The sequence below is a fragment of the Citrobacter freundii complex sp. 2025EL-00176 genome, assembly GCF_053309355.1.
In genome coordinates this window covers 305326-325811 of the sequence record NZ_JBRYHT010000002.1, presented here as the reverse complement: position 1 = coordinate 325811, position 20486 = coordinate 305326, and the positions used below count along the sequence as shown (strand labels likewise).

The following is a 20486-nucleotide window of genomic DNA, read 5'->3' as shown; positions in this document are numbered from 1 at the left end:
TTTAAATCGCCTTATTGGGATCAAACGCGTCGCGTACCGCTTCACCAATAAAGATCAGTAGCGATAAAAGCAGGGCAACGGAGATGAACGCAGTGATCCCAAGCCACGGCGCTTGCAGGTTATTTTTACCTTGTAACAGGAGTTCTCCCAGCGATGGCGAGCCAAGCGGTAAGCCGAATCCGAGAAAATCCAGCGAGGTCAGGGTTGTGATCGAGGCGCATAATATAAACGGTAAAAAAGTCAGGGCGGCGACCATCGCGTTGGGTAGCATATGACGCAGAATAATACTGCGATCGCTGACGCCGAGCGCCTGCGCGGCACGAATGTAATCAAAGTTTCGGGTACGCAAAAATTCCGCACGCACCACGCCAACCAGGCTCATCCAGCCAAACAGCACGGTAATGCCCAGCAGCCACCAGAAGTTGGGCTGGACGACGCTCGACAGCAGAATGATCAGAAACAGCGTTGGCATGCCGGACCAAACCTCAATGAATCTCTGTCCCCACAGGTCCACCTTGCCGCCATAATAGCCCTGAATAGCACCAGCCATAATGCCCATCACGCTGGAACACAGGGTCAGCATTAAACCAAACAGGACCGAGATACGCGTGCCGTAGAGGATACGCGCCAGTACGTCGCCGCCGTTGGCGTCCGTCCCCAGCCAGTTTTGTGCAGAAGGTGGGGAAGGGAAGGGCTTATCGGTGGCAAAGTTAATGCTGGTAGCGCCAAATCGTATTGGCGCCCACAGGATCCAGCCCTGCTTCTCCAGGCGCTGCTGTAGCCAGGGATCCTGATAATCAGCTTTGGTCGCCAGCGGTCCGCCGAAGTCGCTTTCACTGTAGTTTTTGAAAAGAGGGAAATACCAGCTGCTGTCATAGCGCACCAGCAGTGGCTTATCGTTGGCAATCAGTTCGGAACACAGGCTAAGGCCAAACAACACCAGAAAAATCCACAGCGACCAGTAGCCGCGGCGGTTATGGCGAAAACGCGCCCAGCGGGCCTGATTGACGGGGCTTAATCGCGACATTAGCGTCCCTCAAAATCAATACGGGGATCGACCAGCGTATAGCTGATATCACTGAGAATATTCAGCAGCAGTCCGATCAGGGTGAAGATATAGAGCGTACCAAACATCACCGGGTAGTCGCGTGATACGGTGGATTCATACCCCAGTAACCCCAGTCCGTTAAGCGAGAACATGACTTCAATCAGCAGCGAGCCGGTAAAAAACATGCTGATAAACGTTGCCGGGAAACCTGCTATCACCAGCAACATCGCGTTGCGAAACACATGTTTCCATAGAATATTTTTCTCGCTTACCCCTTTGGCGCGCGCGGTGACGACATACTGTTTGCGGACTTCATCCAGAAATGAGTTTTTGGTCAGCATGGTCAGCGCGGCAAACCCGCCAACCACCGTCGCCAGCACCGGCAGGGTAATATGCCAGAGATAATCGGTGATTTTTTGATACCAGGGCAGAGTGTCAAAATTGGCGGAAACCAGCCCGCGTAGCGGGAACAGATCGTAGTAGCTTCCCCCGGCAAAAAAGACGATCAGCAAAATCGCAAACAGAAATGCCGGGATGGCATAGCCAATAATAATGAATGCGCTGCTCCACACATCAAATCGACTGCCATTGTGAACCGCTTTGCGGATGCCTAGCGGTATCGACACCAGATAGATGATGAGCGTGCTCCACAGCCCTAGCGTGACGGAAACGGGCAGGCTGTCTTTTATGAGCGTCAGCACCGAAGCGCTACGGAACAGACTGTCGCCGAAATCGAAACGAATGTAGTCCCAGAGCATTTTAAAGTAACGCTCATGAATGGGCTTATCGAACCCGTAGCGGCGGGTGATTTCTGCAATCACTTCCGGGTCAAGACCGCGGCCTCCGCGATAATTGCTGTCGCTGATGTTACCCACGCCGGTTTGCGCGTGGCTGGCGCGAACGCCTTCGCTGCCCGCACCGGGTAAGGCCCCACTTTGCCCGAACTCAATAGCGGCGACGGCCTGCTCAACCGGACCGCCGGGGGCAATTTGCACGATAAAAAAGTTAATGGTAATGATGGCCCAGAGCGTCGGGATCACCAGCAGCAGACGTCGAATCAGATAAGCGCCCATTTACTCTCCCTGTCGTCTGGCAGCGGGTAGCTTTGCCGCTTTGTTGACGTCATACCACCAGTTATCGAGGCCGATGGTGTAAATTGGGCGAATAGCAGGATGTGAAAATTTGTCCCACCAGGCGATACGATCCTCGGCCATGTACCACATTGGCAACATGTAGTAGTTCCAGGTTAATACCCTGTCCAGCGCCCGTCCCAGCGGGATCAGTTTGGCTTTATCACCTTGCGCCGCGATGATTTGATTGATCAATTTATCAATCACCGGGCTTTGCACGCCGGGGGCGTTGTAGCTGGAGTCAATGTATTCAGAGGCCCACAGAATTTGCAGGTCTGAACTCGGCCACGGCATCGCGCGATACAACCTCGGCATCATGTCATAGTCGCGACTGCGCAGGCGATTCGTGATTTGCGAATTATCAACCTGGCGGATGTTCATGGTGATGCCTAAGCGCTGCAGGTTGTGCTGGAACGGCAATACCCACTGGCTGTTACTGCCCGCCGGGAGCAACAGTTCGAAGCTCAGAGGTTTACCGCTGGCGCTGTTCACGCGCTGCTGTCCCTTTAGTATCCAGCCAGCCTGTTCCAGTAAGGTATTGGCTTTTAATAAGTTGTCACGATCGTAACCATCACCTTTTGATGTCGGCGGCTGATAAATTTGACTGAAGACCTCAGGGGGAAGATCTTTTTTCAATGGCGCGAGGATGACCAGCTCATCCGCATCGGGGTAATTTTTTGCAGCATACTCGGTATTCTGAAAATAGCTGTTTGTCCGGCTCCATGCGTTATAGAACAGGGCCTTATTCATCCATTCAAAATCAAAGGCCAGCGTGATGGCTTCACGCACGCGTCGATCGTTGAATACCGGACGCTGAATATTAAATGCCAGCCAACGCGTATCCTGTGCGGACTCGTTTTTCTGCTCATCTTTGATGATGTAATGATTTGCGAAATTTTTGCCGGTATAACGTGTCGCCCAGTTTTTGGCATCGTTCTCCAGACGCAGATCAAACGCACCGGCCTTAAACGCTTCAAAGGCGACGTTGTCATCCAGATAGTAATCGTAGCGGATGGTATCAAAGTTCCACCGTCCGCGGTTAACGGGCAGGTTCGCGGCCCAATAATCTTTGACACGCGAATAGACAATATACTGGCCCATTTTCCACTGGGTGATGCGGTACGGGCCGCTGGCAAGCGGTGGTGAAGATAAGGGATCGCTGAGTTTATGATCCTTCCAGAACTTCTCAGGCATTACGGGTAACGAAAACAGGCTGAGCATATCCTCTTTGCCCAGTTTGGCTAATTCAATGCGCACGGTTAACGGTGCAATGGCTTTTACCGTCGTGCCTTTGTAGACGAGGCGAAACTGTGGCACGCCTTCAGTCATAAATTTGTGAAAGGTGAAGGCGACATCGCTGGCGGTAATGGGTGAGCCATCATGAAAACGCGCCCGCGGATTGATGGCGATTTCTACCCAAGAATAGTCGTCAGCATAGCGCGCGCTGTCGGCTATGAGCGGGTAATAGCTGCCAGGCTCGTCGTCAGAGGTGGTAAATAGCGTATCGTAAAGCGTTTCGGTACGCGCGCCGGGGTTGCCACGCATTGCATAGCGGTTGAAGTTATCGAACGTACCAATCGCGGAGAGGGTGATTTGCCCGCCTTTGGGAGCGGCCGGGTTTACGTAATCAAAGTGGTTAAAGTTAAACGCGTACTTCGGTTCGCCCAGTACGGCAAACGCATAGCTTTCTTTGATGGATTGCGCCTGGACGCTAAACCCGATAAGGGCGATAAACAGCAGCAGTAGGCGAGGGATCATATAAAAGCGCTTTCCTTTTCCTGTCACAACCCGACGGGCATCATGCCTGAGAGATAAGGGGTGCGGCGGCGAGTAAGAGTATATGAATCGCAAACTGCGATCACCACGTCGGCTTATTGGGCTGCGCCATCCAACGCACGAAATCAGCAAGCTTTAACGGTCGGCTAACCCAGTACCCCTGGAAAAAATGTACTCCACGATCGCGCAGCCACCGAGCTTGCTCGGGTGTTTCTACCCCTTCAGCAACCGTCAGCATATTAAGACGCTTAGAGAGTGTCAACACGGCGTCCAGAACCGGAGATGTCAGGGTTTCAGTACCGATGGCGTTAATAAACCCACGATCGATTTTCAGGTAGTCAACGGTGAAGCGTTCCAGATAGATAAGCGCGCTATGACCAGTGCCGAAATCATCAATAGCAATTTCAAAATCAACAGAGTGTAGCCATTCAAATAGCTGTGTCGCCTCGTGTTGATTGAGCATATCGCGTTCAGTGATTTCCAGCACTAACTGAAAATGGTTCGCGGGAAGCGAGGCGCGCAGTTGTCGAATGTCGTCTTTAAAACTCTCGCCGTGCAGGTGCGTTGGCGCGATGTTAATCCCCAGTTTGGCACCAGCAGGTAACACTTTTTGCAGCGTCGGGGCGTCCTGCGCGATCAACTTAAAGAGATGTTGGGTCAGCGGGACAATCATTTTCTGCGATTCGGCGTAGTGAATGAAGGCATCCGGGGGGATCTCACCCGTTGATGGATGATGCCAACGTAATAACACCTCAGCACCTTTTACTTCCAATGTTTGCATCTCTACCACGGGCTGGTACACCACATAAAATTGATTATGTTTGATGGCGTGGAGGATATCTTTGCCAGGGCGTAACCGGATAGTGAAGATGTAGTACCAGAGGAGAACCCCGGTGATAATCCCGGCCATACATCCCAACATAATCGCGTACCAGATGTCGTTGTACGTCCACTCTTGCGCATACAAACGAATCTTCAGCGGCACCTCTTTAAGCGCCGCCTCGCGCCATGGCGTTTTAGGCAGCGCCGAGACGTCCATAATTCGGGATGAAAATGTTGAAATAGCCGTGTCGCCAGCAATAACGGCAATACCATTAAAATTATCTTCACGGGCGGTATAAAGCAGATAGGGCGCCAGGTTGATATTCAATGAAGAAAATACGCCGCTGTTATGGAGTGAGTGATTGCGGTGCCAAATCATTATCGCGGGTTTATCCGGCATCATGGGCGTCCCGGACAGTATTTCCACATCAACATCTTTGTTGATATTCAGCTTGGGGATCAGCGACAAAATGGGGGAGTTCATTGCGCCTGTTGCGGAGGAGCAAAAAGCAATACCATCTTTTACCAGCAAAAAAGCACGAACGTTGAGGTTAAAAGCCGCACTGGAGGTAAGTTTTGCAGCGACTTGCTGGCAGTTCTTTTCCAGCAGGGGTTGAAGCGCGTCTGTGGTGGTTTTGAGATCTGCAAAGTAACTACTGACATAATTCTGTATATCGGCAAGCAGCGTTTCGTACTTAACTTCTCGTTTATGCCAGGTGACCAAAAATTGCAGGGTACTCACGAGCAATGCAACGATTAGCCCTGTTAACATACAGGAAAGCAGGATTTTCCGACCGGATGAAGAGCTGCGTCTGAACATAGTTCCTTATGTTTACCTGTAGTAACCGCTTATTCTGTATGAATATAACCTGAAATGGTTCATGTTGTGAGATTTTTCTTAGTCGAGAGGCGAAACAAAAAAGCACCGCCGAAGCAGTGCTTTTGATATGTCTCATCAGGATAGCCAAGGGATAGCTGCCAAACGAAATTAACTGCGGCTCAGAACCCGGCGAGCTTCGTTGTAACGTTTTTTCCAGTAAGGCTCGTTCATGCTGGAAATGATAACGCCACTGCTGGTCGAGGCATGAACAAACTGGTTGTTGCCGATATAGATACCGACGTGGCGGCCTGTGGAGCCAGCACGGAACAGAACCAGATCGCCTGTGCGCAGATTAGTACGCGAAACGGATTTACCCGTTTCCTGTTGTTCGTAGGTTGAGCGCGGAAGCTCTAAACCAAATTGCTCACGGAACGTACGCTGTACGAAGCTGGAGCAATCAATACCTTTTTTGGTGCTGCCGCCAAGGCGGTAACGCACGCCTTTCCAGTCAGCATACTGATCCATAATACGTGATTTAACATCGATATTACGGACCATATTTTCAAATTCATCCTGAGAGGCTTGCAGTGAAGAGTTATCTCCATTGCCCACAGCATGCGTCTCAGAATGCATATTCCTGGCGGTGTTCGTGGTACTACATGCGGAAAGCAGAACCGCAACTGCTATCGCGGGTATGCCCCGCAAGATATATCTCAAAATCGGTTGAGATCTGACCATTTTGTTTGTTTTCCCTTGAAGTCCTTAACGATAAATATCGTTATAAAAAATGCCAAACGTGACGAGACTAATTACCATCGCACGATGAGACAATTCCTTAAGGTCAAATCTGTGGCAGAACGCACAAATTTATTCAGAAAGGGAATAATTGTCCCGCGAGGCAAAACGAGTCCGAGGTTACCCGATCGCCCCAGTCATTGCGAGAGATTTTATGTGATTTCTTATAAGAAAAATTGATACAGAAAGTGAATAAACGGCATTGGCTAAATTAAGAACAATTAGCGTAAAAAATACGCAAGCCATTCATTCTAAACATGAATAAGATGACAAGAGAATGACAATCAGAATGATGGAATATCGGCCGGCATCATCAGGGAATCAGAAGTATCCCTGATGATGTTAATTGTTTTGCGTTATTTGTTTGAGAATTGTTTGTTTTTGCCGGGCAGATAATTCACAAACAGCGTGACCAGACGATCGCTTAATGGCGTCATTAACCACCAGGGCAGGCCAATCAGCACAACCGTCATGGAGCCGACCACGATATCGGTGAGCCAGTGAGCGCCAATCATTACACGTGGAAAGGCAAAAACCACAGTGATAATAAGGCCGATTATTGCTGCAACTTTTCCGAAATAACGCAGCATAAATGCGGAAAAAATAAGCAGCATCATGCCGTGATCGCCAGGAAAACTGTCTCGGGAGGCATCTTTGGTTGGAATATGCAGCAGTTCGCTGACGCGATGAATATTATCCAGCATCAGCGTGGGGCTGGCGCGTTTAACCGGAATAAGCGCCTGGCCCAACTGATTTAATACCACCGCGGTGAGCAGCATCACCAGACCAATAGCCACAATACGCCGGCGACCTTCCGCCGTATCCTTCAGCCAAAAGTGCAGCATCAGTGCGCCCATGGCCAACAACGAGCAGCCATCAAATGCCCGGTTATTAGTGATCGCAACAATCCACAGGAACAGCGGGCTTTCAACCAGCTTCTGGTTGAAGAAACGGAAGACGCCCGTATCCAGTGAGGACCAGAACCCATGCCCGGCCGGAATATACCAGGACAGAAACAGCGCCAGACCTGCAATATTGAGCAGAAGAATGAGAGGGTATCGGGTTTTCATCGTCGTTTACCATTGCTATAAAACGAAGGCAACCTTACGCGTTACCGTCTAAACGAAGTCTCAACAATGCGCTCTGTAACGTATTCCAGTCGGTGTCGGTATCGGAGATGAGTTCAATACGGCTATCCGGCGGAGCGACGTTTTGCGTCTCAATATGCCAGTCGTCTCCCTGACGATTAATGCGCACCAGCCCCTCTTTGATACGCATTACACCTTTTACACGCCCTACCGGGGCAAGGCGCGACCATTCCAGCAGGCCGATAGTATCGAACACCGTATCGGCGTCAAAGATCCAGCCGCAGGCCTGATGACCCTGACCGCTGTTCAGGCTGCGACGCCAACGCTGTTGTGCGGGCAAACTTAACGCCGCCAGCCCTTTTTTATCGGCATGACTATGGGCGTGCTCAGCGCTTGCGGGAAGCTGCGCCAGGTTGAGTCGGGGTAAATCCAGTAATTGCCCGGCAATATTTCCATGGTCGGCATGAACCAGCTGGCGATTGCCGCCGTAGTGCTGCCACCAGGTCTGCAGGGCGTTTTCGCTTTCCGATGTGGCGCGGTCGGCTTTGTTGGCGACGATGATATCGGCGGCAGCCAGCTGATCGCGGAAATTGTCATTGGCGACGCTTTTTTCATCCAGTAGCTGGCGAGGATCAAGAACACAAAGGGTCGCGCGCAAATCAATCCACGGTTCGTAAACCGGAGCGGTAAGTAAATCCAGAATCTGTTTGGGATGCCCGAGGCCGGTAGGTTCAATGAGCAGTCGGTCAGGTTTTCCCTGACGCAACAACGTATTGAGGCCAACCTGCATTGGCAGGCCGTTAACACAGCACATACAGCCGCCAGGGATCTCTTTTAGCAATGCGCCGCTGTCGGCTAACAGGGCGCCATCAATGCCTACTTCGCCAAACTCATTGACCAGTACGGCCCACTTCTCTGCGGGATCTTTGTTAGCCAATAAATGAAGAATAGAGGTGGTTTTGCCACTGCCGAGAAAACCGGTGATGAGATTGGTTTTAGTCACATTTACTCCAGAATCATAAATTGCCGTAATGGCATTTAACAATCCTGGCGAAAAACAGGGAAAAAGAGAAGGGGTGAGAGGACGAAGACGCGCTTCGTCCTGATTAATGGCAGAAATCGTTAACTTTTTAACGTCTCAATGACAGCCTGATGCGCACCGTATTGGGCAATGCGTTGCCAGGCGAGCTGAATGGCCGCAACAAACTGCGGATTCTGTACGAGTTCGGTGGCGAAAATCTCATGCAGAGAAAGCAGGGCGTTGACGCGTTCTGACTCTGTACTCTGCTCCACAAGCGCGCCGATTTTCTCGCTCAATGGATCACGAATATCAATGGCCGCACCTGAATCATCCACCCCGCTCACGTAACGCATCCAGCCGGCGACGCCGAGCGCCAGCAGCGGCCACTCGCTGTGCCGTGCTAAATGTACGCGGATCCCTTCCAGCATGCGTTGGGGTAATTTTTGGCTACCATCCATCGCGATTTGCCAGGTTTTATGCTTCAGCGCCGGGTTGGCAAAGCGCTCCAGCAGGCCAGAGGCGTACTGGTCTAAATCAACATCGGTGATTTGCAGCGTAGGCGCCTGCTCGTTGAGCATCAGACGGTAGGCGGCTTCACGAAATGCGCTGTCCTGCATGCAGTCGCTGATGTGCTGAAATCCGGCCAGATAGCCGAGATACGCGAGAAACGAATGGCTACCGTTCAGCATCCGCAGTTTCATTTGTTCCCACGGCAGAACGTCTTCAACCATTTGTACCCCAGCGGTTTCCCACTGCGGACGACCACACACAAAGTTGTCTTCAATCACCCACTGGATAAAGGGCTCGCAGCTGATTGCGCAGGGATCGGCCACCCCCAACTCGCGGGCGATTTCAGCCAGTGACTCTTCGGTGGCGGCAGGAACAATCCTGTCTACCATGGTACCCGGGAAGCTGACATGTTCCTGGATCCAGTGTGCCAGCTCAGGTGAGCGTTTCTCCGCCATTCCCAGTACGGCGTTTTTTACCACATGGCCATTGTCCGGGATATTATCGCAGGAGAGGACGGTAAAAGGCTGCAGCCCGCGTTCACGTCGACGGTGCAGCGCTTCAACAATAATGCCGGGTGCGGAGTGGGGCTCAGCCGGAGTCTGTAGATCATGAACAATGCGTGGATGAGAAAGATCCAGCGAGCCAGTTGCCGGATCGATGCAATAGCCTTTTTCCGTAATGGTTAACGAGACAATCGCCACCTGAGGTTCACAGAATTTTTCGATAATGGCCGCCAGCGAATCCAGCGTGGCATTCAGGCATTCTTTGACGGAGCCGATAACAATCGGCTGGTTACCATTTGCCCCTTTTTCTAACACGGTAAATAAATGATCCTGCTCGCGAAGCTGACTCATTAGCCGATCGCCGCTGAACAGACTTATCTCGCAAATTCCCCAGTCCCCACCCTGTGCATTCAGTACCCGATCGGTCAGTAATGCCTGATGGGCGCGGTGAAAAGCACCGAAACCAAAATGCACAATCCGCGTTTTTAATTGGTGGCGATCGTACTGTGGCATCATGACATTTTTCGCGAGCGGCACTGAGGCAATAGTTTTCATTCAATACACCTGATTAACCATTAATTAACAATGGCAGTATAAAGTTATATGACAGCAAATTGAATTGGTGTGCCTCATTTATCCGGGTAATGTGAGCTGGATCAACCAATCATCGCGGATTCGTTGATCCTCACCCAGATGCCTGTATGGTAGTCGTCATTCAGTGAGTCTAATTTGGTATAACAACTTGTGAGGTGAAACAATGGAACAAACCTGGCGTTGGTACGGACCTAACGATCCAGTATCGCTTGATGATGTGCGTCAGGCTGGCGCAACGGGTGTTGTGACCGCCTTGCACCACATTGCCAACGGTGAAGTATGGCCGGTAGAAGAGATTAAAAAGCGCCAGGCTATTCTGGCTGAAAAAGGGCTGACCTGGTCAGTGGTGGAAAGCATCCCTGTCCACGAAGATATCAAAACGCACTCTGGTCAGTACCAAACGTGGATTGCCAACTATCAGCAGAGTATCCGTAATCTGGCGACCTGTGGCATCGATACCGTGTGCTATAACTTCATGCCGATCCTCGACTGGACGCGTACTGACCTCGAATATCAGTTGCCGGACGGCTCCAAAGCGCTGCGTTTTGACCAGATTGCTTTTGCGGCCTTCGAACTTCACATTCTGCAACGCCCGGGAGCTGAAGCAGATTACACTCCGGAAGAACAACGCCAGGCGCTGGACTATTTCAATGCCATGAGCGAGGCCGATATTGAAAAACTGACGCGCAATATTATTGCAGGTCTGCCTGGTGCCGAAGAGGGATATACCCTGGATCAGTTCCGTGCGCGCCTCGCTGAATATGACGGCATTAGCAAAGACGATTTGCGCAATAATATGGCGGTATTCCTGCGGGCGATAGTTCCCGTGGCAGAAGAAGTCGGCGTGCGTCTGGCCGTGCATCCGGACGATCCGCCGCGTCCGATCCTTGGCCTGCCGCGCATCGTTTCGACCATCGAAGATATGCAGTGGCTGAAAGACACCGTCGACAGCATCAATAACGGTTTCACCATGTGCACCGGTTCCTACGGCGTACGCGCCGATAACGATCTGGTGAAGATGATTGAAACCTTTGGCGATCGTATTCACTTCACCCACCTGCGTTCAACTTGCCGTGAAGATAACCCGAAAACCTTCCACGAAGGTGCGCACCTGCAGGGCGATGTGGATATGGTATCGGTGGTGGCGGCGATTCTAAGCGAAGAGCAGCGTCGTAAAAAAGCGGGCGATCTGCGTCCAATCCCGATGCGTCCCGATCACGGGCACCAGATGCTTGATGATTTGCATAAGAAAACCAACCCGGGCTACTCGGCGATTGGTCGTCTGAAAGGACTGGCGGAAGTCCGTGGCGTTGAGCTGGCGCTGAAACAAACGCAGTTCCGCGATCTGCTGTAAGGCGAACAACAGGGATTGAGCAGCAGGCTCGATCCCTGTAATCCATTAAGGCTGCGATAGCGCCTGTTCCAGTACTGCCAGCACTCTTTTTATCTGCTGTATCTGCAATCCGCCAAAACCGAAAAACATGACTGCATCGCTGTTCTCTTCACGCCATGCGGCTTCTGAGCCATTCTCTATATCTGGCAACGTATCGAAACGAATCCCGGCCAGCAGGCAGCGTTGTTGCAGCCTGGCGATAGTTTCGGGGGACCTGGCAATACGTAAAGAGAGGTGCAGACCTGCCGTTGCGCCAGCGATTTTCCCTTCGGGAAACAGCGCGGATAGGCCGTCGCGTAATAGCGTTAGACGTGCCGCATAATTGCAGGCCAGCTTGCTGATATGCGTATAAAACACCTGATTTTGCATTAATTCGGCCAAAAATTGCTGCAACAACCACTGGCTCCCGTTGTTGTTGAGCGCTTTCATATTCTGTACGGCTGGAAGCAGTTCGTCAGGGCAAATCAGATAGCCAAGACGTCCTCCTGGTCCCAATGTTTTGGAAAATGTCCCCATATAGATAACCCGGTTGTGATAATCCATGGCTTTCAATGCGGGAAGGGGATTCTCTCCATAGGTAAAAACGGCATCGTAATCGTCTTCAATAATGTAAGCGCCGACGCGCTGCGCCCACGTCAATAATGCCTGACGCCGCTCCAGTGACAGGACGTTACCCAGCGGATACTGATGCGCTGGAGTGACATAACAAAGCTGGGTTGCATATTCCGGTAATTTATCTGTTTGCAGTCCGTGGTTATCGACGGCAATTGGCGTAATGTCTGCGCCGTAATAATTAAACAGATGCCATGCACCCGAATAACAAGGGGACTCGGTTACAATATGGCACTTTTTTTGCTGACTGAAAGCATGATGAGTAATAAAAATTTGACTGAGCAGTGATAGCCCTTCCTGAATCCCATTGGTAATAATGATGTTCTCTGCACGCGTATTAATACCGCGAGATAAATTAAGGTATCTGACCAATTGTTCACGTAGTGAAAATAATCCATTTGGTGAATGATATCGGGTGAATAATTGTTCCTTGAGGACGCTGGGGACGTTATTCCATTTTCGCCAGCTTGACCAGGGAAAAGCATTGGGATCGGGAACGCTCATTTGGCAATAGCACTCCCGGCCAGGCTCTGCATAAACATCGGTAGCGATCCCGGCCGCTTTAGGTTTCATCGGTGGGGAACCCTGCGCGACGGGCACGATTGCTGGTGTTGTGCGTACAGGTGTGGTGAAAATGACTTCGTAGCCGATACCTTGTCGACTCTTAATTAAGCCTGCGGCCGTGAGCTTGTCATAGGCCATCACGACCGTTATTTTGGCAACGTTCAATACCTGCGCCTGCTCGCGAATAGAGGGGAGTTTATCTCCACAAAGCAAATCACCGCGCTGAATGGCCTGGAAATAAAATTGAAATATCTGCAATTGCAGCGGGGTACGGCTTTCTCGATCGAGAGTCAGTGTTAGCATGAGAAATTCCTTATGTATATATACGCACTATATTACGAGCTTCTCTTCTTTACGCTTTGATGCACCTCATAGAGTAGATGCTGTTCCTATAACCTGCTTTCGCTGTCTCTATTTTTGATTTTTATTATCGCTTAGCGTGTCGCTATTAAAAAATGGAGGCAAGCATGTCGTGGATAAGAAAGAACGCACTGTGGTGCGCATTCGTCGGGGCAGTAGCAATGGCCCTGGCAATTTGGGGAACGTGGCAAGGCGTTCATTACACCAGTACCACCGAATTTTGTTTATCGTGTCACTCGATGCGCACATCAGGAGAGGAATATAAAACCAGCGTGCATTTTCGCAATGCTTCTGGCGTGCGTGCTGAGTGTAAGGATTGTCATATTCCGCCAGGGATCGTCCCGACGCTGGTTCGTAAAACGGAAGCCTTAAACGACCTCTACCACACCTTTATCTCTCCTTCGATTGATACCCCGGAAAAATTTGCCGCAAAACGAGCGGAATTGGCCCAGCGAGAGTGGGCGCGAATGAGCGCCAACAATTCAGCTGCATGTAAATCTTGCCACAGCTATGAGGCGATGGATCACGGCAAACAATCTGCGAATGCGGCAGCACAAATGACCGCGGCGGCGGCGAAAGACAGCAACTGTATTGATTGCCATAAAGGTATTGCCCATCACAAACCCGATATGAGCAGCGGTTTCCGCGATCGCTATAAGCAGTTGCAGCAGCAGGGAGCGTCTTTATCGAATGCGAGCACGCTGTTCTCGTTAAGCGAAAAAGCATTGACGGCAACGGCCGGAAGTCCCGCAGGTAAAGCGCTGTTATTTCCCGCCACCGAGGTCAAAGTGTTGCAAAAAGAGGGCAGCAACGTGCAGCTTGAACTGACGGGCTGGCGTGAAAGCAAAGGACGCGGGCGGGTGATAACCCAGTATATGGGTAAGCGCGTTTTTTCCGCCGTGCTGGATGACTCTCTGATGGCTAACGTCAAAGTGCTGCAAACTCAGGTTGATCCTGACTCACACCAGCAATGGCAGCAGGTGAGCGTGACCGCCTGGACCTCTGCCCAAGGGCTTATCAGCGATATTGCACCGATCTGGGAATATTCGGATCAAATGCTGCAATCCACCTGTAGCGCCTGTCATAGCACTCCTCCTACGACCCGATATACCGCCAACGGCTGGATCGCCGGATTGAAAGCGATGTCCACTTATTACCGACTGAATCCGGTGGAAGAACGTACGTTGTTGAAATACCTCCAGACCCATGCCAGCGATGTGTCTGAACCTCACAAAAATTAAGGAAAATGTATGGATATTCATGACTTTAACCCGTCTCGCCGCCGTTTTCTGACCGGTATGCTGGCGGTGGGCGCAGCCAGTACGCTGGCGCCGAATCCGCTGATCTCAAAAGTATGGGCGGCGGGAGAAAACCCCGAACAGTGGATCCAATCCGGCTCGCATTTTGGCGCTTTTGAAGCCAAAGTGGTCAACGGCGAGTGGACAGAAACCCGGCCTTTCAAACATGACAAATACCCTTGCGATATGCTGAACGCGGTGCGTGAAGTGGTCTATAACCCATCGCGAGTGCGTTATCCAATGGTTCGTCTGGACTGGTTACGTAAACGCGAGAAATCGGATCGCAGCCAGCGTGGAGATAATCGTTTTGTACGGGTTAGCTGGGATCAGGCGCTGGATCTGTTTTACGAAGAGCTGGAACGGGTACAAAAAACCTACGGCTCATCGGGGGTATTTACCGGGCTGGCCGACTGGCAAATGGTGGGGAAATACCATAAAGCGGGCGGGGCGATGGACAGAGGGCTTGGCCTGCATGGTAGCTATGTGACGACCGTCGGCGACTACTCTGCGGCCGCGGCGCAGGTTATCTTGCCGCATGTGATTGGTTCGCTGGAAGTTTATGAGCAACAAACATCACTGCCGTTGGTTATCCAGAACAGCAATACCATCGTGCTGTGGGGGTGCGATCCGATCAAAAACTTGCAGATCGAGTTCCTGGTCCCCGATCACGATGCGTTTGGCTACTGGCAACAGATTAAAGAGGCGGTTGCGCAGGGTAAAATGCGCGTTATCAGCGTCGATCCAGTGCGTAGCAAATCGCAAAACTATCTTGGCTGCGAACAACTGGCGCTTCGGCCACAAACCGATGTCGCGCTAATGTTGGCACTCGCCCATACTCTGTATGAAGAAAAACGGTATGACACGGCGTTTATTAACGATTACACCGTCGGTTTTGAGCAGTTTTTGCCGTATCTGCTTGGAGAGAGTGATAAACAGCCGAAAAATGCCGAATGGGCAGCGGAAATCTGTGGCCTGACGGCGGATCAGATCCGTGACTTCGCGCGCCTGCTGGTCAAAGGCCGGACCCAATTTATGGGCGGCTGGTGCGTACAACGCATGCATCATGGCGAACAGTATCCCTGGATGCTGGTGGTGCTGGCCAGCATGGTTGGGCAAATTGGCTTACCGGGCGGCGGCGTAGGATTTGGCTGGCATTACAACGGCGGTGGTACGGTGACATCCGCCGGACCTGTACTCTCCGGGCTGGGAGGGATCGCGAATCCACCACCGGCGAAGTATAAAGCGGATTTTCGCGGCGCATCGGAGCATATCCCCACCTCACGCATCGTTGACTGCCTGCTTGAGCCGGGCAAAAAGGTTGCCTTTAACGGCGAAACGTTAACCTGGCCTGATATCAAAATGGCGATCTACAGCGCGGCGAATCCATTCCACGCGCAGCAGGATCGTAATCGCATGATTGAGGCGTGGAAGAAGCTGGAAACCGTGGTGGTATTGGATCATCAATGGACCGCATCGTGTCGATTTGCCGATATCGTCCTGCCCGTTACCACCCGCTTTGAACGCAACGATATTGAACAGTTTGGTACGCATTCGAACAAAGGGCTGATGGCCCTGCATCAGATTGTTAAACCGCAATATGAAGCCCGGCATGATTTTGACGTTTTTGCTGGATTATGTAAACGCTTTGACAAAGAGGCGGTGTACCGCGAAAACCGTGATGAAATGCAGTGGATACAGGCGCTTTACGATGAAGGCGTGAAGATGGGCGCGTCGCTCGGTGTCTCCTTACCGGACTTTACGACGTTCTGGCAGGGCGAAGGATATATTGAATATCCGGCCGGACAGCCGTGGGTGCGTCACGGTGAGTTTCGCGACCAGCCAGACCTTAATCCTCTGGGAACACCGTCAGGTCTGATTGAAATCTACAGTAAAACCATTGCCGGCTTTGCCTACGAGGATTGTCCAGGTCATCCGGTATGGATGGAACCGTTTGAACGTAACCATTCCGCTAAAAAAAATAAATACCCGCTGCATCTGCAATCCTGTCATCCGGATAAACGTCTGCACTCTCAGCTGTGCTCAAGCGAGGCGTTTCGCAACACCTATGCGGTTGCCGGAAGAGAACCGCTTTATATCAGCGCGCAGGATGCCGCCGCCCGTGGTCTGAAAGCAGGTGATATTGCACGCGTCTTCAACGACCGCGGTCAGGTGCTGGCTGGGGTGGTGATTAGCCCGGATTTCACCCCGGGCGTGATCCGCATTCATGAAGGGGCGTGGTATTCCCCGCAGGAAGGTGGAAAAGCCGGGACGTTATGCACCTATGGCGACCCGAATGTCCTGAGTGCCGATATTGGTACTTCACAGCTGGCGCAAGGCCCTTCAGCGCATACCGTGCTGGTGGAGGTCGAACGTTATCAGCAAAAAGCTCCACAAGTAACGGCATTCGGTGGCCCGGAGACAGTAAAAGAGGAGGGGGGAAGTGCAGCATAACCAAATACACCAACAGCGGGCGGACATGTACCAGTGGTTCTCGCAATTGTTATTCCGTGAGCTGGACGAAAAGCAACTTGCCAGCCTTGAAAGCGGCGAGAATCGGGCGTGGATTATCTCACTGGCGGCGGTTCCTGGGCTGTCTGGCAAGGTTAAGCAATTTGAGCTTAGCCTGACCCGGGTTTTGCGCCGTGATTCGCGACAGCTGGAGCTGGCCGCGGATTTTGCCTCGCTGTTTCTGCTGGCGCCGCCTGGCGGAGTTTCTCCCTATGCAGGGCACTATCCGCATACGACCGCGTCAGCAGAACGTCAGCAAATGAATGTGCTGCTGATCGAACAAGGTCTGGCCGCGCGGGAAAATGAGCCATCCGATCATATCGCCATTCAACTGGCATTGATGGCGAAGATGGTTGCTAAAGAGGAGGCGGTATCTGCGCAGTATTACTTTTTGCATCACCATATGATGTGTTGGGCGCCATTGCTACGCGATGCCTGCCTGGCGCGAGATGAACAGGGGTTTTACCCGCAGGCGGTTAACCTGATAGTGAGTTTTATGCGCGAGGATGAACAGTATCTGGAATCGCTGTTAATGGATGATTTTTATCTCAGCAGCCAGCGCTGAAAATGACAAAGGGATAGTCTGCGCTGTAATGCCAGTCAGTCAGCGCCTCAGTTTCAGAAAGTATCAACCTGGGCTGGCGGAGGTAAAGAACATGCTATCTCGGAGAAAGCGTTCCGTTCACCTCATGTTCATCGTTTCTCTGAAGCACCTATACCCGTGAACGTGTAAAGGGCGTTCTCCGCCACGCCCTTTACAATCCCGGCTCCCGGCGGGAAAATTGCCACTTCGTGGTTCCCTCCGCTTATTCCTCCAGGCTACCGAGCCGGGCGCGAGGTAGCGTCCCTGCAAAGCGCGCCCTGAACCCGCATCCCTGCGGGTTCTCCCGGCCTTACGGAAACACGTCGGCAATTTTCAGCCGGACCAGCCCACACCTCACCATCTGCGTTTTTGGTCTGAACAGCAAAACAGATTTAACTGGAAGTCAGAGCGTTGAAGCGATGACTCCGGTCCGGCTGAAAATCGATGAGGCGTTGACGGCTGACCGGGACTGCCCGCAGGGATGCGGGCAGAGGGGACGGCCTGCATGGACGCAGGCTCGGCTCCGACCCGACAGGTAGACGGCATAAGCCGAATGACAAAATTGCCGGGAGCAATTTTGAACAGCGCTTGCGCTGGCCCCGAAGGGGTGAGCCCCAGGAATGGGGCGAATAATCGCATCGCGACGATTTTCCCGCCGGGTGCCTGGGATGCAAGGGAGGTGGCGATGAGCCTCCCTTGCACGTTCACGGGCATCAGTGCTTCAGAGAAATGACACCACGGAGGTGAACGGAACCCTGAGCAAGAATTACATGTTCACCATACGTGCTTTACTGATCAGGCTTACACCCGGGGAGCAGAAAATTAGTCTGCACGGCCCATATAGCGACGTTCTTCGATATGAATACGGATTTTTTCGCCCGCACTCAGATACTCAGGAACCAGGATCACCAGACCGGTAGTCAGGGTCGCAGGTTTGTTACGCGCACTTGCTGAAGCCCCTTTAATACCCGGCGCTGTTTCAACAATCTCCAGGTCTACCGTTTGCGGCAGTTCGAGCGCCAGCAACTGGCCGTCCCAGGTCAGAACCTGCATGTCCGGCATTCCGCCTTCCGGCATGAACAGCAGTTCTTCTTCAATCTGGTCTTTGGTGAAGGTATACGGGGTATAGTCTTCTTTATCCATAAAGACATATTCGTTGCCATCGACGTAGGAAAAGTCAACACCACGACGGCTCAGGGTGACAGTATCAACGATATCATCGCCCTTGAAACGCTCTTCAACTTTCAGGCCAGTACGGACATCAGAAAAACGCATTTTGTACAGCGTGGCGGCGCCACGTGCGGTTGGTGATTGAATATCAATATCTTTTACAATCAGCAGCTTGCCGTTGTAATTCAGTACCATACCTTTTTTAATTTCGTTCGCTCTTGGCATCGAAAAAATCCTGTAGTGAGGAGTGTCTAAAATATCGCGTCAAACTACTCGCGCCGGGGCATTCAGGCAAGTGGAATTGATGCTTTTGCTGGTGCAAAAAAGGTGTTACTGTGCGCTTCTCGCCCAATCCGATGGTTTACGATAAAGAGAATACTGTATGGAATGCCGTCCGGATTGTGGTGCATGCTGCACCGCGCCTTCAATCTCCAGTCCTATCCCTGGTATGCCTGATGGCAAGCCCGCTAATACGCCATGCGTTCAGTTGGATGAATCCCTGCGCTGTAAAATTTTTGCTTCGCCGCTGCGACCAAAAGTATGCGCCGGTTTGCAGCCCAGTGCGGAAATGTGTGGGAAGACGACGCACCAGGCCATGCTGTATCTTATTGAGCTTGAAGCACTTACCGCGCCTTAAACGTCTTTGATGCGCGCCAGGCACACGACGGTGGCGACGATCATCACCAGCGCAAACCAGAACACTGCGTGATAATTCCAGATTTCAGCGGCAATACCCGCCAACGATCCGGCAATAATCCAGCCTACGCGAATGGTATTCGTATACAGGGTCGTGGCTGAACCTGCCTGTCCTGGCATCAAATCCTGGAAATAGAGCATGCCAATCCCGCCCAGGATGCCGATATAAATCGCGTTCAGCAGCTGTAAACCTAGCAATACCGTCGGAGAGTGGGCCAACAGCATACCGGCATAAAAGAAAAAGCCGGCGACGACGGCAATTCGCATCAACAGACGCTTGCCCAGACGTTTAGCAAAGTATCCGGCAATCAACATGGTCGGGATTTCCAGCCCGGCAGCGGTGCCCATCATGACACCCGCCAGTTTTTCCGGCAGATGCAGTTCATTGATAATAAACAGCGGCATATTAATGATATAGAGGCTATTGGTCCCCCACATTAATGTGCAGATAACAAAAAGGAGCAGCGTGTCGCGACGATTACGTCGTGGAGCCTCCACCACGCCAGTGGCGAGAGGCACATTTTTACTCATCGACGGTAAGAACAACCAAACCATTGCGCCGCAGACAATAAAAGCAACCGCCGCGCTGAGGTACATCACCGTGAAGCTAAATCCCATTGCCAGTGCGTAGGCCAGCGGCGGGCCAATTACCCAGGCCAGTGATACCTGCGCACGTAAAATTGAGCTGAACATGACCGCTTCCCGACCAGTACGGTCGGCATGCTCGCGGGCGAGAGCAAACATTTGCGGGTTGGCGGTTGAACCAAAGCTGCTGAGGAAGACGCCGACAAACAGCAAAATAAAATAGTTACGGTTCCAGGCAAACAGCACGCAGGCCAGCATGCCCAGGACACAACAGAAGACAATCAGGTTTTTACGATCGCCTTTTTTATCCGATCGCCCGGCCAGAAACTGACTCACCAGGATACCGATTACGGCGCTGCCGGTGAAAAAGAACCCGACCATACCGGGACGGGCATGGACTTCATCGGTCAGAAAAAGACTCAGCGTTGGTGTCTGCAAAGCGCCGGCGATACCCGTCAGAAATGCGACAAGCAGGAACGCCGCAGACGTTAAATCGAACGCCTTAGGTGTGGCGGCTACGGGGGTGTTATGCATGTTTTGATATCAATGATGTGAAGAGACGCGGAGTTTACGCTGCTTGCCAGAAAATAAACAGGTAGCCAAATCAAAA

16 protein-coding genes are annotated in these 20486 nt (G+C 51.9%); 5 read left to right on the top strand and 11 right to left on the bottom strand.

What is annotated here, in order from left to right:
- Position 1: 1 nt before the first annotated feature.
- From ACVXHP_RS08625 to ACVXHP_RS08590, 8 genes are all read right to left on the bottom strand, one after another.
- Positions 2 to 1027 carry an ABC transporter permease gene (locus tag ACVXHP_RS08625; RefSeq protein ID WP_200005765.1) on the bottom strand — a complete coding sequence of 342 codons (1026 nt, stop codon included), beginning with the start codon at positions 1025 to 1027 and terminating at the stop codon, positions 2 to 4.
- A complete protein-coding gene (locus ACVXHP_RS08620) occupies positions 1027 to 2121 on the bottom strand; it encodes a microcin C ABC transporter permease YejB (RefSeq protein WP_137360920.1) in 1095 nt (364 codons plus the stop codon). Before ACVXHP_RS08620 ends, ACVXHP_RS08625 begins: the two co-directional genes overlap by 1 nt.
- Positions 2122 to 3936, bottom strand: coding sequence for an extracellular solute-binding protein (locus ACVXHP_RS08615; protein ID WP_447571285.1), 1815 nt, complete (start codon positions 3934 to 3936; stop codon positions 2122 to 2124).
- A gap of 100 nt (positions 3937 to 4036) precedes the next feature.
- Positions 4037 to 5596: a cyclic di-GMP phosphodiesterase gene (locus ACVXHP_RS08610; RefSeq protein ID WP_316130133.1), complete on the bottom strand. Its 1560-nt coding sequence runs from the start codon at positions 5594 to 5596 to the stop codon at positions 4037 to 4039.
- A 168-nt stretch (positions 5597 to 5764) separates the two neighbouring features.
- Complete coding sequence (gene mepS, locus ACVXHP_RS08605; protein WP_200005773.1) at positions 5765 to 6334, bottom strand: bifunctional murein DD-endopeptidase/murein LD-carboxypeptidase; 570 nt, start codon at positions 6332 to 6334, stop codon at positions 5765 to 5767.
- 413 nt (positions 6335 to 6747) lie between these two features.
- Entirely contained in the window at positions 6748 to 7461 is a 714-nt protein-coding gene (locus tag ACVXHP_RS08600; protein WP_200005775.1) for a phosphatase PAP2 family protein, read from the bottom strand.
- Between the two features lie 34 nt (positions 7462 to 7495).
- The gene (locus tag ACVXHP_RS08595; RefSeq protein WP_304700780.1) at positions 7496 to 8482 is read right to left on the bottom strand and encodes a CobW family GTP-binding protein; all 987 of its coding nucleotides are present in this window, start codon (positions 8480 to 8482) and stop codon (positions 7496 to 7498) included.
- Positions 8483 to 8601: 119 nt separating this feature from the next.
- Entirely contained in the window at positions 8602 to 10068 is a 1467-nt protein-coding gene (locus tag ACVXHP_RS08590; protein WP_447571284.1) for a mannitol dehydrogenase family protein, read from the bottom strand.
- A 202-nt stretch (positions 10069 to 10270) separates the two neighbouring features.
- Between ACVXHP_RS08590 and uxuA the strand changes: the two genes are divergently transcribed.
- Positions 10271 to 11461, top strand: coding sequence for a mannonate dehydratase (gene uxuA, locus ACVXHP_RS08585; RefSeq protein ID WP_316130131.1), 1191 nt, complete (start codon positions 10271 to 10273; stop codon positions 11459 to 11461).
- A 45-nt stretch (positions 11462 to 11506) separates the two neighbouring features.
- Here uxuA and pdxR read toward each other — a convergent pair whose 3' ends face one another.
- Positions 11507 to 12979 (bottom strand): MocR-like pyridoxine biosynthesis transcription factor PdxR, encoded by a 1473-nt coding sequence (gene pdxR / locus ACVXHP_RS08580; protein ID WP_316130130.1) that lies wholly within the window; start codon positions 12977 to 12979, stop codon positions 11507 to 11509.
- Positions 12980 to 13143: 164 nt separating this feature from the next.
- Between pdxR and torC the strand changes: the two genes are divergently transcribed.
- Genes torC through torD form a run of 3 tightly spaced genes read left to right on the top strand, consistent with a single transcriptional unit; the run spans position 13144 to position 17407 of the window.
- Entirely contained in the window at positions 13144 to 14277 is a 1134-nt protein-coding gene (torC, locus tag ACVXHP_RS08575) for a pentaheme c-type cytochrome TorC (protein ID WP_447571283.1), read from the top strand.
- Between the two features lie 9 nt (positions 14278 to 14286).
- On the top strand, positions 14287 to 16785 hold the full coding sequence (gene torA, locus ACVXHP_RS08570) for a trimethylamine-N-oxide reductase TorA (protein ID WP_447571282.1): 2499 nt from the start codon (positions 14287 to 14289) through the stop codon (positions 16783 to 16785).
- On the top strand, positions 16775 to 17407 hold the full coding sequence (gene torD / locus ACVXHP_RS08565; protein WP_447571281.1) for a molecular chaperone TorD: 633 nt from the start codon (positions 16775 to 16777) through the stop codon (positions 17405 to 17407). The genes torA and torD overlap by 11 nt, the downstream gene beginning before the upstream one ends.
- Positions 17408 to 18247: 840 nt before the next feature.
- Here the strand turns inward: torD and yeiP are convergent.
- Positions 18248 to 18820, bottom strand: a complete 573-nt coding sequence (yeiP, locus tag ACVXHP_RS08560) for an elongation factor P-like protein YeiP (RefSeq protein ID WP_038642029.1) — start codon at positions 18818 to 18820, stop codon at positions 18248 to 18250.
- 157 nt (positions 18821 to 18977) lie between these two features.
- Here yeiP and ACVXHP_RS08555 point away from each other — a divergent pair, with 157 nt between their 5' ends.
- A complete protein-coding gene (locus ACVXHP_RS08555) occupies positions 18978 to 19232 on the top strand; it encodes a YkgJ family cysteine cluster protein (protein WP_005129254.1) in 255 nt (84 codons plus the stop codon).
- On the opposite strand, the gene setB is transcribed toward ACVXHP_RS08555, so the two are convergent.
- On the bottom strand, positions 19229 to 20410 hold the full coding sequence (setB, locus tag ACVXHP_RS08550) for a sugar efflux transporter SetB (RefSeq protein ID WP_447571280.1): 1182 nt from the start codon (positions 20408 to 20410) through the stop codon (positions 19229 to 19231). The genes ACVXHP_RS08555 and setB overlap by 4 nt on opposite strands.
- Positions 20411 to 20486 lie beyond the last annotated feature (76 nt).